This window comes from Muricauda sp. SCSIO 65647, from assembly GCF_021534965.1.
In the GTDB taxonomy this organism is placed as follows: Bacteria; Bacteroidota; Bacteroidia; order Flavobacteriales; family Flavobacteriaceae; genus Flagellimonas_A.
In genome coordinates this window covers 3,599,431-3,616,419 of record NZ_CP091037.1, presented here as the reverse complement: position 1 = coordinate 3,616,419, position 16,989 = coordinate 3,599,431, and the positions used below count along the sequence as shown (strand labels likewise).

Annotated in this window: 13 protein-coding genes; 5 read left to right on the top strand and 8 right to left on the bottom strand. The window is 43.6% G+C overall.

The features are described from left to right. Positions 1 to 43: 43 nt before the first annotated feature. The 4 genes from L0P89_RS16065 to uvrA all read right to left on the bottom strand — a co-directional run bounded on the left by L0P89_RS16065 (position 44) and on the right by uvrA (position 9,030). A complete protein-coding gene (locus tag L0P89_RS16065) occupies positions 44 to 2,455 on the bottom strand; it encodes a thiamine pyrophosphate-dependent enzyme (RefSeq protein WP_235266133.1) in 2,412 nt (803 codons plus the stop codon). A 166-nt stretch (positions 2,456 to 2,621) separates the two neighbouring features. After that, positions 2,622 to 5,453 (bottom strand): metalloprotease, encoded by a 2,832-nt coding sequence (locus L0P89_RS16060; protein ID WP_235266132.1) that lies wholly within the window; start codon positions 5,451 to 5,453, stop codon positions 2,622 to 2,624. Positions 5,454 to 5,466: 13 nt separating this feature from the next. Further along, a complete protein-coding gene (locus L0P89_RS16055; protein ID WP_235266131.1) occupies positions 5,467 to 6,153 on the bottom strand; it encodes a TIGR00730 family Rossman fold protein in 687 nt (228 codons plus the stop codon). Positions 6,154 to 6,168: 15 nt separating this feature from the next. Next, on the bottom strand, positions 6,169 to 9,030 hold the full coding sequence (uvrA, locus tag L0P89_RS16050; RefSeq protein WP_235266130.1) for an excinuclease ABC subunit UvrA: 2,862 nt from the start codon (positions 9,028 to 9,030) through the stop codon (positions 6,169 to 6,171). Between the two features lie 173 nt (positions 9,031 to 9,203). Here uvrA and L0P89_RS16045 point away from each other — a divergent pair, with 173 nt between their 5' ends. The 4 genes from L0P89_RS16045 to L0P89_RS16030 all read left to right on the top strand — a co-directional run bounded on the left by L0P89_RS16045 (position 9,204) and on the right by L0P89_RS16030 (position 12,471). Then, a complete protein-coding gene (locus L0P89_RS16045) occupies positions 9,204 to 9,728 on the top strand; it encodes a hypothetical protein (RefSeq protein ID WP_235266129.1) in 525 nt (174 codons plus the stop codon). Between the two features lie 49 nt (positions 9,729 to 9,777). Next, positions 9,778 to 10,422, top strand: coding sequence for a deoxyribose-phosphate aldolase (gene deoC, locus L0P89_RS16040; RefSeq protein WP_235266128.1), 645 nt, complete (start codon positions 9,778 to 9,780; stop codon positions 10,420 to 10,422). Between the two features lie 10 nt (positions 10,423 to 10,432). Next, positions 10,433 to 11,131, top strand: a complete 699-nt coding sequence (deoD, locus tag L0P89_RS16035) for a purine-nucleoside phosphorylase (RefSeq protein WP_235266127.1) — start codon at positions 10,433 to 10,435, stop codon at positions 11,129 to 11,131. A 143-nt stretch (positions 11,132 to 11,274) separates the two neighbouring features. Further along, complete coding sequence (locus L0P89_RS16030) at positions 11,275 to 12,471, top strand: serine hydrolase domain-containing protein (RefSeq protein WP_235266126.1); 1,197 nt, start codon at positions 11,275 to 11,277, stop codon at positions 12,469 to 12,471. A gap of 121 nt (positions 12,472 to 12,592) precedes the next feature. Here the strand turns inward: L0P89_RS16030 and L0P89_RS16025 are convergent, their stop codons facing one another. The 3 genes from L0P89_RS16025 to L0P89_RS16015 all read right to left on the bottom strand — a co-directional run bounded on the left by L0P89_RS16025 (position 12,593) and on the right by L0P89_RS16015 (position 15,504). Further along, entirely contained in the window at positions 12,593 to 13,363 is a 771-nt protein-coding gene (locus L0P89_RS16025) for a DNA alkylation repair protein (RefSeq protein WP_235266125.1), read from the bottom strand. A gap of 3 nt (positions 13,364 to 13,366) precedes the next feature. Next, the gene (locus L0P89_RS16020; protein WP_235266124.1) at positions 13,367 to 14,143 is read right to left on the bottom strand and encodes a TIGR03915 family putative DNA repair protein; all 777 of its coding nucleotides are present in this window, start codon (positions 14,141 to 14,143) and stop codon (positions 13,367 to 13,369) included. Positions 14,144 to 14,241: 98 nt separating this feature from the next. Further along, positions 14,242 to 15,504 (bottom strand): putative DNA modification/repair radical SAM protein, encoded by a 1,263-nt coding sequence (locus tag L0P89_RS16015; protein ID WP_235268062.1) that lies wholly within the window; start codon positions 15,502 to 15,504, stop codon positions 14,242 to 14,244. Between the two features lie 195 nt (positions 15,505 to 15,699). Between L0P89_RS16015 and L0P89_RS16010 the strand changes: the two genes are divergently transcribed. Continuing rightward, positions 15,700 to 16,461, top strand: a complete 762-nt coding sequence (locus L0P89_RS16010) for a LexA family transcriptional regulator (protein WP_235266123.1) — start codon at positions 15,700 to 15,702, stop codon at positions 16,459 to 16,461. Between the two features lie 48 nt (positions 16,462 to 16,509). Here the strand turns inward: L0P89_RS16010 and L0P89_RS16005 are convergent, their stop codons facing one another. Beyond that, positions 16,510 to 16,959, bottom strand: a complete 450-nt coding sequence (locus L0P89_RS16005) for a hypothetical protein (RefSeq protein WP_235266122.1) — start codon at positions 16,957 to 16,959, stop codon at positions 16,510 to 16,512. Positions 16,960 to 16,989 lie beyond the last annotated feature (30 nt).

The window sequence follows — 16,989 nt, the reverse complement described above, 5'->3', positions numbered from 1 at the left end:
AAATATAGGTCTTTGAGTCTTATGCCCCATAGCCCTATATAATTTAACGAAGTTCAGGATAGGAAGTCGGATCGGCCTCATGCATTATGGCATAGGCTTTTTCAAAAATGTCCTCGGCATTGGGCTTTGAAAAATAATCTCCGTCTGAGGCATAGGCAGGCCTGTGCGCTTTGGCCGCCAAGGTTTGGGGAGCACTGTCTAGATATTTATAGGCCCCTTGTTTTTCAATGATTTCTTGCATTAGGTAAGCCGTACAACCACCCGGCACATCTTCATCTATAATAAGCAATCTGTTCGTCTTTTTCACACTTTCCAACACTTCATGGTCAAGATCAAAGGGCAACAGCGTCTGGGCATCGATCACTTCGGCATCGATACCGACTTCCAATAGATCTTTGGCTACCGCTTCAACGATACGCAAAGTCGATCCATATGACAAAAGGGTGATGTCGTTACCTTGCCGCAAGGTTTCTACTTTGCCAATCGGGGTACAGAACTCCCCGAGGTTAGAAGGCATTTTCTCTTTTAAACGATATCCGTTAAGACTTTCGATGACCAGGGCGGGTTCGTCACTTTTCATCAACGTATTGTAAAAACCAGCTGCTTGGGTCATGTTTCTAGGCGCAAGAATGTACATTCCCCTGAGTAGATGAACCAACCCCCCCATAGGTGAGCCCGAATGCCAAATACCTTCAAGACGATGCCCCCGTGTTCGTACGATCAACGGTGCTTTTTGTTTGCCGACAGTTCTGTAAAGCAAAGTGGCAAGGTCATCACTCAAGGTCTGCAATCCATATAAAACGTAGTCAAGGTATTGAATTTCGGCTATTGGGCGCAATCCACGCATGGCAAGTCCAATACCTTGTCCGATGATGCTGGCCTCGCGAATACCGGTATCGGCAATGCGAAGTGCACCATATTTCTTTTGTAATCCCTCAAGGCCCTGGTTGACATCACCTATTTTTCCAGTATCCTCACCAAAAACGAGTGCATTGGGATATTTCGCAAAAAGGGCATCAAAATTATCGCGCAGCACAATTCTGCCATCTACCACATCATCATTATTCGCATAAGAAGGGGCAACGCCTTTAACACTTGTGGCCTTTGTGGGCAATTCACTATAGAGATGGGAACTGAACTTGGGTTCTATGTTTCTTAGGTAAGTATCTATCCACTGCTGTAAAACCTTTTTTTCTTGTGTTGCTTCACCCAAAACATATTTCAAGGCTTTTCTGGCATGGGATGACAGGTCTTTTTTCAAAGGCTCGTTCACAGATGCCAGATCATTCTTCACTTTGGTAATGAAGGCCTTGTTCGGACTTTTTTCGGCCATGGCCGATAAGAGTTTTACCAGTTTTGCCCTGTTTTGAATATTGGGCCTTAAAAACTCGGTCCAAGCTTCCTTTTTGGCATTACGTACATGCAGTTTGATATCTTTTTCAAGTACCTGCAATTCTTCTTCAGTGGCGATATTGTTGCCGAGTATCCAATCGCGAAACTTTTTGTTGCAATCAAAGTCTTTTTCCCATTGAAGGCGCTCATCGGATTTATAGCGCTCGTGCGATCCCGAGGTTGAATGCCCCTGTGGTTGGGTAAGCTCGGTCACATGTACAAGTACGGGCACATGTTCTTCACGCGCGATATCACTTGCATTTTCAAAGGCGTGTATCAATGCCGTGTAATCCCAGCCAGATACTTTAAGAATTTCGAAACCATCATTTTCTTCATCACGCTGTAAGCCTTTCAGCGCTTCTGAAATGTCTCCTTTGGTCGTATGAAATTCTACCGGCACTGAAATGCCGTAATCGTCATCCCAAACGCTGATCACCATAGGTACCTGCATAACACCTGCGGCATTCAATGTTTCGAAGAAGTGCCCCTCACTTGTGCTGGCATTGCCGATCGTTCCCCAAGCTACCTCGTTTCCGTTGTCTGAAAACTTGGTTTGGTCGATACCGTCAACATGGCGGTAGATCTTAGATGCTTGGGCCAAACCTAAAAGTCTGGGCATTTGCCCTGCCGTACATGAAATATCAGAGCTGCTGTTCTTTTGCTTGGTAAGGTCTCTCCAATTACCATCTTCGTTCAGGCTATGCGTGCCAAAATGCCCTCCCATCTGACGACCAGCGCTCATGGGGTCTAAATTAATATCGGTAGTAGCGTACAGGCCATGAAAAAACTCGACGGCATTTAAATGGCCCAAGGCCATCATAAAGGTCTGATCACGATAATAACCACTTCTGAAATCTCCATTCTGGAAGGCTCTGGCCATGGCCAATTGTGGCAATTCTTTTCCGTCTCCGAATATGCCAAATTTTGCCTTTCCGGTCAAAACCTCACGCCTGCCCAACAAACTACATTCACGGCTTGTAACAGCAATCTTATAATCCTTTAGAATCTGTTCTTTAAAATCAACAAAGGATAATTCATTACTGGTCTCGTGATTGGGCTTCATTTCGGGTCTCTAGAAGTTCGTCGCGAAATTAACAAAAAAGCATGAATTTATCAATCAAAAAAAACACTAATTCTTTCATAAAATGTCAAAAAAACAACAAAATATAAAGAATTTGTCAAAACACATATGGTAAAGGAAGTCTATTTTGACAATATCGCAATGTTTTCTAAAACCATTTTCGTGTGAAGAGCCCTATCAAAGTACGTGGGCTGATAGTCACCAAAAACCGTATGCGTTCATTATAATTGGGTTGGGCAATTTCCCATCCGTTATTGGAATGAAGTGGAAAATATAATTCAAAGTAATCGGTCACTAGGTTTAACCGCACTCCAGAATCGTAAACAAAGCGGGCATTTTCACCTTTATTTTTAAGGTAACCTATATCACCGTACAGTTCGATCCACCGCCAAATATTCACACTGGCATTTGCAGTGGCCATCCAATCGTTTGCAAACGGATCGGGCAACTGTGATTTGAACCCGCCCTCTGCAATGATAATTTGTTGGCTGTATATTCCTGAATCTTCAGAACGCCCCAAATAATCCAAATCGAAAAGATAATCCGTGGGCCTGTCTAGGGCAAAACTGAAAAAATCAGAATCTGTCTTGTTTCGAAGAAATTTCCCTGCGAAAAGCCTAATGTTGAACTGACGGTTGTTTTCATAGAGCCATCGGTATTCCAATTCAAAGGCCAATTTTGTGAAGTCGGCCGAATGTTGCGCATCGAGCCACCATGATTTGTAATTGATGATATGGTTGTCGATATCTTGAAAACGTACGTTGAACACACTATAATCGGGGTCTGTGTCAATCTCATCGGCTATGGCCCCGTCAATATTTCTGAATACACTTCTATGTCTTGCTAACAAGAATTGTCTCCTGTTCGAGATTAGGTCATCAGGTCGCCAACCAAACAATACGGAAGGGGTTAGTGTGGTGAACCGTGAATTGACCTGAAAATGTGACGTTGAACCTGATAGTTGGTAACTTGATAGGTAAAGTCCACTTTTACCGTGGTACTGTCGGTACCGAAGACTGGCTTTTCCGACCAATGTTTTTTCCAAAAAGGAATATGTAGGCGCTATATCAAACTGAAAAGGTCTTTCGAGAAAAGTTTTGTTGTAGATTCTCAGACCGGGAGTGACACCGTCATAGATGTTGAAATTGGCCACAGGCACATAGAAAACCTGATTGTAGTAAGGGTCTTCGGTGTCTTTGAAAAACTGAAATTTTAAAGGTTTATTGCTGGAAAAAAAACCATTCAAGGTCTTCCAATTGTCGCGTTGGTTGAATTCAGGGATCTTTTGGTCGTAGTTGAGCACGAGGCGGTCTTCACCATTTCGGGGAATGGTAAATGTTTTTGAGGTATCAATATCCTTGAACCAGTACTTTGATACGACCGAATCTTTTTTCAGCCCGAAAAGGGAAATCGGCACATTTGTGCCCCTTTTGTTTTTGAGGACAAAAGTAATGGAGTCATCAGTCTTGCTGATCTTCTTGATTTTATAGTCAATCTTTTTTCGGGTTTTCACATATTCTTCAAAGAACCAATCCAATTCGTTATCAGAACATTGTTCAAGAACATTCTTGAAATCGGCCACCTTGATATTGGGTGAAAGCTTGTGAACATTGAAAAAATCGAGAATGGTACTATCAATACGTTCTTCACCCACATACTCTGCCAAGTAGGCCAAACCTAGGCCTGCCTTATATCGATTTGCGATTTTTTGGTTGAATCTGATCAATGAATCGTTGGGCGTGCTCAATGCCTGATCGATATTTTTTCGGGCCGCCAACATACTGAAGAAGGCATATTGCTCATTGAAACCCATATCGGCCAAATGAAAGCTTCTTACCCCCCAAATATTCGCCAACTTGCCAATAAGTTTTTGGTTTGGGTAATATTTTTCGACAAACTTGATCATCAGATAATTGGCAATGGCATCATTGACCCAACGGTCTTTCCTTTTATCAAAAAATAACGTCTCGCTCAAATAACTCTCAAGCGCTGTTTTCAGCACTTTCATTTCAAACTGGAATTTTTCTCCGTATGGGCGAATGAACGAAGGAAGCTGATTTAGGCCATACAGTGGGTTGTCATTATACTGTATATTACTGACAAGTAAATTGGTATGTGGATAATCCCCAAGATTTTCGTGCAAAAACTCCGCTATTTTGTTGATGGAAATGCCTTGGTCTATCTCAGTATATTTTTCTGCTTCAATATCGGTAATAAGTGTTAGGTAGAGCGTTATGTGGTTGGTGAAGGTCCTTTCCCGGGTCAAAACTATCTCGCAGTTTTTGCGATTGCTGCCCTTTAAGACTATTTGTTGCCCACCTGGAAATATGGAATTGCTGCTACTATCAAAATTAGAGACCAGGTTCAGGCCTTTAGGATATATCAAATCAATGGTAGTCTCGGCAGGATCGGTATATAGATCCCCGAGGTCCTTATCTGAATACAGCCTCCATTCACCATCAAATACAGCTGGTGATAAGTACCAGTCTTTCAAATAGAAACTGCCATCAGGATAGTATCCATAATCGGTAAACCTACTATTTGGTAGCTTAAGCGTATAGGTAATAAAGAGCTGTGTCGATTCATGGGGCGGCAGGGGTTTATCTAAATGAATTTTAACAATATCCCTTTGAGCTAGCCTCTCCCATTTCAAACCTGTATAATTCTCATCGACTACGCTGTTGATGGTGGTACGACCTCTTTCTTCATCTTTTGCGAAATAAAGACTTCGGTTAAACTCATCGGCAAAACGTGTTGCCAACGCTGTTTTTTTGTTCGAATAAGCATGGTTCCAATCGTTGAAATAAATAGAAGAAAGTCCGTGTTCTGAATCGTTGTGATACGTGAGTTGTTGCTTGACATGTATCTCATTCGTCGTCGCATCAATGGTCACCTTGAGTTTGTTGAGATGTTGTGCCAAACTTAGCTGGCCGACCAACAGAAAGCAGCATGATGAAAAGAGAAGTAGTGACTTGTTCAATTGAGTAATACTATTAAAAATTCGGACTCAATGTTCGCTCTTTATAGAAAGCATCAATAATTTCGACTACCTCGTCGGCGGTATCCACCAATTTGAACAGGTCAAGATCCGAAGGGCTGATATTCTTAGCCTTTAGTAATTGGCTGCGCAACCAATCTACAAGTCCGCTCCAAAAATCAGTGCCTACCATAACAATGGGGAATTTCCCGATTTTCTGGGTTTGAATGAGTGTCATTGCCTCAAAAAGTTCATCTAATGTGCCAAAACCGCCCGGCAACACGACAAACCCTTGTGAATACTTGACAAACATCACCTTTCTGACAAAGAAATAGTCAAAATCCAAACTTTTGTCTTCATCGATATATGGGTTATCATGCTGCTCAAAAGGCAGATCAATGTTGAGACCTACCGAAATACCACCTGCCTGGTGGGCGCCGCGATTACCAGCCTCCATGATTCCTGGGCCACCACCTGTAATGATACCATAACCGGCCGTGGCGAGTTTTTTCGAAATTTCGATCGCAAGATCATAGTACTCATGCGATTCTTTCGTGCGTGCTGAACCAAAAATGGACACACAAGGGCCAATGGCACTCATCTTTTCAAAACCGTTGACAAATTCTCCCATGATTTTGAAAATGGCCCAAGAATCGTTGGTCTTGATTTCGTTCCAACCCTTATGATGTTGTTCTTTTCTCATAGTATTACGCTTACTTTAGACTGCTTTTGCGACAGGCTTGTTCGGGGTCTCAAGCTCTTTCTTCAAGAACTTCGCCGTATAACTTTTATTGTCTTTGGCAACCTGCTCAGGGGTACCATGTGCAACAATCATTCCACCTCCACGACCGCCCTCGTAACCGATGTCGATGATGTGGTCCATCATTTTAATGACATCCATGTTGTGCTCAATGACCAAAACGGTATTGCCCTTGTCAACGAGCCGATTCAACACCTCCATCAATACCCTGATATCTTCAAAGTGAAGGCCCGTGGTCGGCTCATCGAGTATGTAGAACGTATTGCCGGTATCTCTTTTTGAGAGTTCGGTCGCCAACTTTACCCGCTGTGCCTCACCACCTGAAAGGGTAGTGGACTGCTGCCCTAAATGAATATAGCCTAGACCCACGTCTTTAATGGTTTTCAGTTTTCTGTGGATTTTTGGGATGTTCTCAAAAAAATCGACGGCATCGTCGATGGTCATATCGAGCACATCGGCAATGGACTTTCCTTTGTAGCGAATTTCAAGTGTTTCGCGATTAAATCGTTTGCCATTACAGGTCTCGCATTCAACATATACGTCAGGAAGGAAATTCATTTCGATTACTTTGAGCCCACCACCTTGACAGGTCTCGCAACGGCCACCCTGCACGTTAAAGCTGAACCTTCCCGGTTTGTAACCACGTATGGTCGCCTCGGTGGTCTTGGAGAACAGGGAGCGTATTTCACTGAAAACGCCCGTGTACGTGGCAGGATTTGATCTTGGTGTACGCCCAATCGGGGATTGGTTGATATCAATCACCTTGTCTATATGCTGTAATCCTATTATTTTTTTGTAGGGCATCGGTTTTTTGACACCATTGAAATAATGGGCGTTCATAATAGGGTAGAGGGTCTCGTTGATCAAGGTAGACTTGCCGCTTCCTGAAACACCGGTAACCCCGATCATTTTCCCCAAGGGAAATTCTACGGTCACATTTTTAAGATTATTGCCCGTGCAGCCAGAGAGCACAATTTTCTTTCCGTTGCCTTTTCTTCGCTTTTCTGGGATGGGAATTTCCTTATCGCCCGTAATATAATCGGCAGTGAGCGTATGGTACCTATCCAATTCTGAGGGCGGACCCTCTGAGATGATTTCACCGCCATGTCGGCCAGCCCTTGGCCCAATGTCAATAACATGATCGGCATGCTCGATCATATCTCGGTCATGTTCGACCACAATGACCGAATTACCGATATCACGAAGTGACTCCAATGAATGAATAAGCCTTGCATTGTCGCGTTGGTGCAGGCCGATGCTGGGCTCATCTAAAATATAGAGCACACCTACCAGTTGCGAACCGATTTGTGTGGCAAGCCGAATACGTTGTGCCTCCCCACCTGATAACGATTTTGAGCTACGGTTCAAAGAAAGATAATCGAGGCCTACATCCAACAAAAAGCCAATGCGGGCTTTTATCTCCTTCAAGATTTCTTCCGCTATCTTTTGTTGGTTGCCTTCGAGCATTTCTTCCAAATTATTGAAAAATGCCGCCAACTCGGCAATGTCCATACTGGCCAACTCGGCAATGTTCTTACCGCCAACCTTAAAGTAAAGTGACTCTTTTCGTAAGCGTGAACCGTCGCATGAAGGGCACTTGATTTTGTCCATATATTCTTTGGCCCACCTACGGATAGAGGTTGAATTCGATTCCTCAAACTGGGTCTTTATGAAATTTGAGATACCCTCATAGTCGATTGTATAGCTGCGTTTGACGCCCAACGTTTTCGAGTCTACCGAAAAACTCTCCTTTCCCCCATTCAGAATGACATCGATGGCCTCTGCCGGAATCTTTTCGATGGGCGTGGTCAACTCAAATCCATAGCGTTGGGCAATGGTCTCCAATTGTTTAAAGGCCCATGACTTTTTGTATTCTCCCAAAGGGGCGATACCTCCTGCTTTTATGGAAAGTTTCTTGTTTGGAAAAATCTTTTGCACATTCACTTCGTATACATGCCCCAGTCCGTTGCAGCTGGGGCACATGCCCTTAGGTGAATTGAATGAAAAGGTATTCGGCTCGGGGGTAGGATAGGAGATGCCCGTTGAGGGGCACATCAGGTCCCTACTGAAATAGCGTGGTACGGTTTCGCCCTCTTCCAACACCATGAGCACATTGTTGCCACTGTACATGGCCGTATTGATGGTTTCGCCCAAGCGCTTGTCCAATTCTTCGCCATCGGTGACCTTTAAGCGGTCGATGACAATTTCGATATCATGGGTCTTGTAGCGGTCAACCTTCATGCCCTTTACAATATCGGTGATCTCACCATCGACCCTGACCTTGACAAAACCTTGTTTGGCTATCTGTTCAAACAACTCTCGATAATGCCCTTTTCTAGACTTGATTACTGGAGCCAGAACGTTTATTTTCTTGTTTTGATAGGCCTCGATAATCAAGTTCTTGATTTGTTCATCGCTGTAGCTTACCATTTTTTCACCCGTATTGTAGCTATAGGCATCTGCTGCACGGGCGTAGAGCAACCGTAAAAAATCGTAGACCTCTGTAATCGTGCCTACGGTCGAGCGAGGTGATTTTGAGGTCGTTTTCTGCTCAATGGCAATTACGGGCGAAAGCCCATCGATTTTATCGACATCGGGCCGTTCGAGTCCTCCCAAAAATTGACGGGCATAGGCTGAAAATGTCTCTATATAACGACGCTGGCCCTCTGCATAGATGGTATCAAACGCCAATGACGACTTACCGCTACCCGACAGCCCGGTGATGACCACCAGTTTTTCTCGGGGTATGGTAACATCGATATTTTTTAGATTATGGACACGTGCGCCGCGTACTTCAATATTTTCTTCGTAGTTGATCATAGCACAAGCTGCTAAGTTACCAATTTGCCAATTAAAAAGGAAGCCAGATTATGTTTCGTTTTTGTGAATTCTTGGTTTATTTTTGGCAGATCAATAATTCTCATGTTGGGCTTGTCGGGGCATGTACTGCATGTCAACACTTGGTAAGTTCAGCCTGAAAAAAAAGTTATCATATGAAACTACTCGGCATCGGTTCACGTATTGACCACCCTGAACACGGCAAAGGGGTGATCACCAACGTATCTTCAAGACATTATTGGGTCACTTTTATCGAGGGGGGCCTTGAGACCATTGATCTAGATACCGAATTTGAGGTCATTGAAGCGGCGGAAGACGAGGTCGATACGGTCAGTTATTTCGATGTGGAACGTTCATTGGTCAGCATTCTTCAGAAATGGGGCGATACCCATGAGAAAGTGGCCCTGGCCGATAAATGGAAGGGAGGGAACCTCATATTGGAACCCGGTGATGACCTGGCCAATAAAGAAATGCCCATCGATACCTTTTTCCATAAAATTGTCATGGTACGCGATCGCCTTAGGGTAATGGAGCAAAAAATCAACAGCAGCAAGAATCTCGATGATCAAGAAAAGGTGGATCTTCAACAGTACATCACCCGTATATACGGTTCGCTTACCAGTTTTAACGTGCTTTTCAAAAACAAGAGCGACCAATTTGTAGGGGAGCGGAGCAAATAGATAAAACTACTTATTTCATTACCTTTGGCCAATACTAAGATTTCAATCCTTGCTTGACCTAACCGATTACATCGACCATACGCTTTTAAAACCCACCGCAACTGTTTCAGACATCAAAAAGTTGTGCAGTGAAGCCAAAGAACATCGATTCAAGGCGGTCTGCGTCAACGGTTGCCATTTAGCGTTGGTAGCAGAAGAACTAAAGGGCCATCCTGTTAAAATAGCTATGGTGATCGGTTTTCCGCTGGGTGCAATGTCAACGGAAGCCAAAGTCTTTGAGGCCAAGGATGCCATTGCAAAAGGAGCCGATGAGGTGGACATGGTGTTGAACATAGGATGGTTAAAATCGGGGTTTGACGACCGGGTAGAAAATGAGATTGCCCAAATCAAAAAGGCAATCGGCAACAAGGTTCTCAAAGTCATTCTAGAAACGTGTTATCTTACGGAAGACGAGAAGAGAAGGGCCTGTTCTTTAGCTGTGGCCGCCTCAGCAGACTTTGTGAAAACCTCGACGGGCTTTGGTACCGGAGGGGCAACCCTTGAAGATGTTCAATTGATGAAAGAGGTTGTGGGCGAAAAGGCCTTGATAAAGGCCTCAGGGGGCATTCGAGACCGCGAGACCGCGCTAAAATATATCAAGCAGGGTGTTTCCAGGATCGGCACCTCTTCAGGACCAGTTTTGGTCAAAACATAGATACGATAGTATGGCCATACACATCAATGCAAAAAAAGGCGATATTGCGCCATCGGTTTTACTGCCTGGCGACCCACTACGTGCCAAATGGATTGCCGAGACTTTTTTGAAAGATGTGACCTGCTATAATCAAGTGCGTGGCATGTTGGGTTATACCGGCGATTACAAAGGCAAAAGAATATCTGTACAGGGTGGGGGCATGGGCATACCCTCTACCATGATCTATTGCCATGAGTTGGTGGCCGAATATGGAGTGCAACAGATCATTCGGGTAGGTTCTGCAGGGTCGTATCAAAAAGATGTGCGACTCGGAGATATAGTCTTGGCCCTATCTGCTTCTACAGATTCTGCCATCAATGCCTCCCTTTTTCAAAGTGCGCATTATGCCCCCACGGCAAGTTTTGAATTGCTCATGAAGGCCGTTGACCATGCAAAAAAACAAAGTATTGAGATAAAAGCGGGCAATATACTCTCTTCTGATATTTTTTATGATGATGATAGCGAGTATTATAAGCAATGGGCGAACTATGGTGTACTCTGTGTAGAGATGGAGTCAGCAGGCATTTATACCCTTGCGGCCAAACACGGTATTGAAGCATTGAGTATTTTGACCATTTCAGATTCATTGGTCACCCGTGAGCAGTTAAGCCATGAGGCCCGGGAATCTTCCTTTACGGCCATGGCCGAAATGGCACTAGCCATTGTATAGCCACTAAGAAAACCTGTGGACCCAAGTTGCTAAATACTTAACTCACCTCTTAAAAGGGATTTTTGTGTTAGCACAATATTGACAAGTATCATTCTTGCAAATCTGTGATGGTATTATTTTTATAAGGTCTATACTAGGTCAAAATGCTAAATTTTATACATCTTCTACAATTCAAGAATATTGTATTCCTGTTTTTTCTGGCCATGATACAGATTGGTTGTATCTCAAAAACTTCGAGTCAATTTCATTATCGACCTCCAGAGGAGTTGTCTGATGGTTTGACGGTCGGTAGCTTAGAGGAAGTCGGATTGGACTCAATCTTAATTTCTGAAGTTACCAGAAAAATACAAAAAGGTAGCTTTGGCGAGATTCATTCTTTGCTACTTATCAAAAATAATAAGTTGGTATTCGAAGAATATTTTGAGGGCCATAAGTATCAATGGGACGCTCCAGATTATCTTGGCGAATCAATAGTTTGGGATGGTACCATGTTACACGATACCAAATCAGTGACCAAAAGCATAACAGCCCTCTGTATTGGTATTGCAATAGAAAAGGGTTTTATTAAAAGTGTGCATCAATCAATTTTTGATTTCCTTCCAAAGCACCAGCATCTTAAAACTGAAAAGAAAGAAAAAATAACAATTGAACATTTACTTACAATGACTTCCGGTCTGGCATGGAACGAGTGGGAGGCACCTTACAGCAGTAAGGATAACCCAATGATAGGCATTTGGTTTTCAGAGAAAAATCCAATTACCTATATATTGGAAGCCCCAATGCTATCAACACCAGGAACCAAGTTTAGTTATTTTGGAGGCTCACATGTATTACTTGGAGAAATCTTAAAAAATGCCACGTCAATGAGTATTGAGGTGTTTGCAAAACAATATTTATTCAAACCTTTGGGAATTGAAAACGCCAATTGGTCTATCAAATATAAAAATGATATCTATGAAGCTGCGGGAAGTTTAGAACTTACCCCTCGTGCAATGGCAAAGATCGGACTGACTTTTTTGAACGATGGAAGCTGGGGCAAAAAACAGGTTGTTTCTGATGATTGGATTAAAAAGTCTAGCGCTCAATTTCGTAATAACACTGGAATCGAAATTCCAGGGGAGGACTTAGGTAAAAGTGGTTACTCATATTCTTGGTGGGTAGATTCATTCTCTGTAAACGGCAAATCGATTAATCTACACCATGCGTTGGGATGGGGAGGACAGAAAATAGTTGTTATCCCAGAATACGACATGGTTTTTGTGTCAACAGGAGGCAACTACAACTCAAGGGTAAGACAATTCAAAATCATAAAAAAGTACATTTTGCCGGCTGTTGAATGAGATTGATGCACGCTATAGAGCTCATCCCTTACTACCATCCCCAGTGGATAAACTGTTCACCTTGTCATTAAACCTCTTCTTTCTTTTCTGACAAATATTCCAAGTACCATTTGTGCACATGCTACATAACAATTGTCATTGCCCATTCATCTTCCGATTTCACCAAATTCCGTAGCGCATGTTTGATGATCCATTTTCGTTGTTTGGTGGCATGGGGTGTCCAGCTTTGAATCAATTTTTTTCCCGTCTTGGGATTGTCCTTTAAAATATCATTGATGCAGTTTGCCACCGACTTTTGTACGTACTTGCTGGGGTCATCTTTTAGATTTTCAAGAATGGGCAAAATGGGGGAGGGGTGTTCAATGAACTGGTCGAGTTTGGGTGCCCATGGCAACCGGGGCCGTACCCCTTCACTGGCCAAACGGCGTACATGTTTGTTGGGGTCTTTTGACCATTGCAATAGTATGGCCAAGGTCTTTTCAGGGTATTTCTTCAAAAAGGGACGAATGGTATATTCGCCTGTATTGCGTTTGGTAATTTCGTAAATGGCTTCCATGGAAGTATCAAAGTCGGCCAGACCATATTTCTCCACACATTTCGCAATGGGCATTATCCAATAATATTCTTTGAACATGCCTGTTTCCTTTTCGTTTTCGGGTCCAAGGATGGCAAGCAGTTTTGAAACGGTTTCTGGATAGTCAAATGGCAAATGCTGGTAAAGGGCATCGGCCATATACGCTACACGGGCCTTGAGTTCCATGTCTTCCAGCCCTTGGGTGGCAATATGCACAAAAGCGGTTTTGTCAAATGGAATACCGCTCATTAGAAGCTTATCGGCCAATAATACCGCCAAGTCTTTATCAAACCATAACTTCAATTGTTTATAGGCCATTTTTTAAACCGCTTCCTTTTTTTCGCTAAGATACTTCCAATACCTTTTGGGCACATGCTGCCGGTGCAGCTTTCGATTGATGCGCGATTTAATATGGGTGCTCTTGAAATAGTTGTTCCAAAGTTCTTGGTAGTCGTATTCACCTTCGGCGAACACCTTGCTCTTTCGGTTGCGGTTAAAGTGAATCTCGTTCAAGTCGAGCGAGACAATTTCAACCCCCTGTAAATCATAGTAAATACCATACCTGCGCTTTACATCATAGATTAACCATTGCTGGTCGGCATAGCGGTTGCGAAAGTGCTTGCTTATCAAGGGCAATACATCAAAATCGGGTTCGATATTGGCAAAATAGATATTGTCTTTTGTGAGTTGAAAGCGTACAAAGGCTTCCATACGGTGTTTTTCACGCCCCACCGAGCGAGACAATTGGCTGATGCGCAGGGTCACACCATCAGAATAGTCGACCGACCGGCCCTTATGGGTGGCCATCAGCTTTTGAATGTAAGTGTAGAGCAGTAGTTCGACACCGTCTTCTTCGCTCAAAAAGGCAAAGTAAATGTTGGTGATGGCGTTATAGTTCTTGTTACGAATACCGTTCCAGACACGTTTGGCCTTTTCAACATTTGTAAAAATGGTCTCGGTCTCTGAGAAGAGTACGTTTTGGCCTTTATCGTTCTTTTGAATATCGGCTACATTGATTCTTTCGTCAAAGGCGATGAAGACCGCAGTGAGAAAGCCGTTGAAGCTTCCGTCGTAGATGAGGGTTTTTGAAAGGTTCATGACATTTTTCTTTTTGTCAGGTTGAGCTTGTCAAAGCTTGAGATACATCTTGCTTCTATTTTAACCACACTTCAACAAGCTCAGTGTGACGATGAACACTAATTAAACAATGACAACTGATTGCTGTACTGCCGCCGAAACTTGCTGGTGGAGTTCTGTAAAATCAGTCCTTTTATCTTCTCCGCTTCCAAATCACGATGTTCCCAATTACAGGAGTCACAGACGATGAAATATTTGGCACGGTTGAGGGCCACCCCAATTTTTTTGAGGTGGTCCCAGTTCAGTCTTCGAAATTTTCGGGCCTGTAAAATCTTACCTACCGATTGCATGCCAAAGCCCGGTACACGGGCCAGCATACGTTTATCGACCTTGTTCACATCCATAGGGAAATGGTGTAGATTTCGCAGGGCCCATGATAGTTTGGGATCTACATCCGCATCTAAATTGGGATGCGTGTCATTCAAGAGTTCATTCACCGCAAAACCATAAAACCGTAAGAGCCAATCGGTTTGGTACAATCGGTTTTCGCGAAGCATCGGCACCTGCGACCGAATAGAGGGCAGGCGGCTATCTTCGACCATTGGTACATAACCCGAATAATATACCCGTTTCATGTTGTAGATCTTGTAATAATAGGTGGCCGAATACATGATGTCTTTATCGGTTTCGCCCGTGGCACCTACGATCATTTGGGTGCTCTGCCCTGCTGGTGCATATTTTGGGGTACTTCTGATAATCTTGCGTTCATTTCTATAGCGAACGATTTCGTTTTTCACCTTTAGCATCGGTTTGGTGAAATCTTCCTGTTTTTTATCGGGGGCCAATAATTTAAGGCCTGAAGTGGTGGGGACTTCTATATTTACCGACAGACGGTCTGCATACAATCCGGCGGCATACATAAGTTCATCACTGGCCCCTGGAATGGATTTTAGATGGATGTAACCATTGAAATTCTCTTCGTCACGTAGTTTTTTGGCCACGGCCACCAAACGCTCCATGGTATGGTCGGGACTCTTGAAAATACCCGAGCTTAGAAAAAGCCCCTCGATATAGTTTCGCCGATAAAAATTGATGGTCAGATCGACCACTTCCTGAATCTTGAAAGCCGCCCGTTTCACATCATTGCTACGACGTGTCACACAATAGGCGCAGTCATAAATGCAGTGGTTGGTCAAAAGTATTTTCAATAGCGAAACACAACGGCCGTCTTCGGTAAAGCTGTGGCAGATGCCCATACGTGCGGCATTGCCCAGACCATTGTTCTTGTTGGCCCTATCGCTACCGCTGCTGGCACAAGAAACATCATATTTGGCAGCGTCAGCGAGAATATTGAGCTTTTCCTTAATGCGTTCGTAGTTCATGTTCTTGGAAATATTCCAATCAAAAATATGGAAATATTCCAATAAATGGAAATAATCCAAAATATTTTTTGGAAATAATCCAAATCATGCTATATTTGATTGATCATGCCACCTCGAGCGCTGTCAAGAGGTTTTTAAACACTTACCTATTTTAACAGGTCTCAACTGCGCCCCGCTGGGCATTAAAGTAATTGTATGGAAAACGAAACCACTATAAAACGCTTTGTTGATATTCGCCGTGAATTGGGCTTTACCCAAGCCGAGTTTGCCGAGAAACTGGGCGTATCGAATACGACTGCCGATATCGAGCGTGGCCGTACGAAACTATCGGGCAAAGTGGTGACCGAATTGTTGCGACAGTTCAAGGTCAATCCGCTTTGGTTGTTCGGTGAAAGTGATCAACAGTATTTAGACACCTCTAGGGTAAGCGTTATTCCCAAAGTGGTGACCGTCGATAGCGCAGAACATGACAATATGGTATTGGTCAATGCCAAAGCTGCTGCAGGTTATCCACAGAATATCTCCGATACCAGCTTTTATAGACAATTGCCCGCGTTTGATTTGCCGATACCGGAGTTTCGCAACGCCACCTATCGTGGTTTTCAGGTCGAGGGAGACAGTATGCTGCCCAACCTAAAGCCCGGCGATTGGGTACTGGCCCGTGCCATTGAACATATCGATCATGTCAGTGCCAATAAAATGTATGTGGTCGTCTTGCAAGACTCGGTGATGGTGAAGAAAATCGAAAAGAGGCCCAATTCAAACAATGTGACCTTGGTGTCGTTGAACGAGGCCTATCCTCCTTACAACATTAAACCCTTTCAGATACAAGAGATATGGGAGGTCAGCAGCAAGCTTACCTTTGATGTGAATGCAACGACCGAACGCGGTCTGCTGAAACAATTGCAAGAATCAATGGAAGAATTAAAAAAGCAGGTAGGTCAAGTAAAGAATTGATTTTTGAAGCTGAGCGCTGTTGTTTTACCCGAAATACCTGCCTTTACGCTACCAAATCTCTTTACCATATCGACCTGCGGCCCAAAATGGTTTTAAGTATCCGTCACGAATTTGGGCCTTTTGTCCATCCCATTCCAATTCCTTGGCGATATAGTGGTTGTTTGGTAAGTTACTGGTGCGAAAGACGACCATGCTGACATTTTGGCCTTTTTCCATGCCTTCGACCCAGATTGAAATGGCCCACGTAGGTCCCAAGTGTACATTTGCCACTTCTTCATTTTCAGTCATGACCAATAGGTGTATCCCAGAAGTCGATTCTCCAACTGTGTAGGTGCATGGTCCTTCCTTTACCTCTTCAACAGTACCATTCAGTTCAATTAACGCGACCGGAAGCGCTTCTTCAGTCACTCCATTTGGTTCCCCGATGCCCTTTTGGGCATAGCCTGTAATTGCTGCCAACATGCTGGCAAGAACAAGCATTTTTAATGTTGACCCCATTCTTTTCAATTTAGCGATCGCAAAGGTATT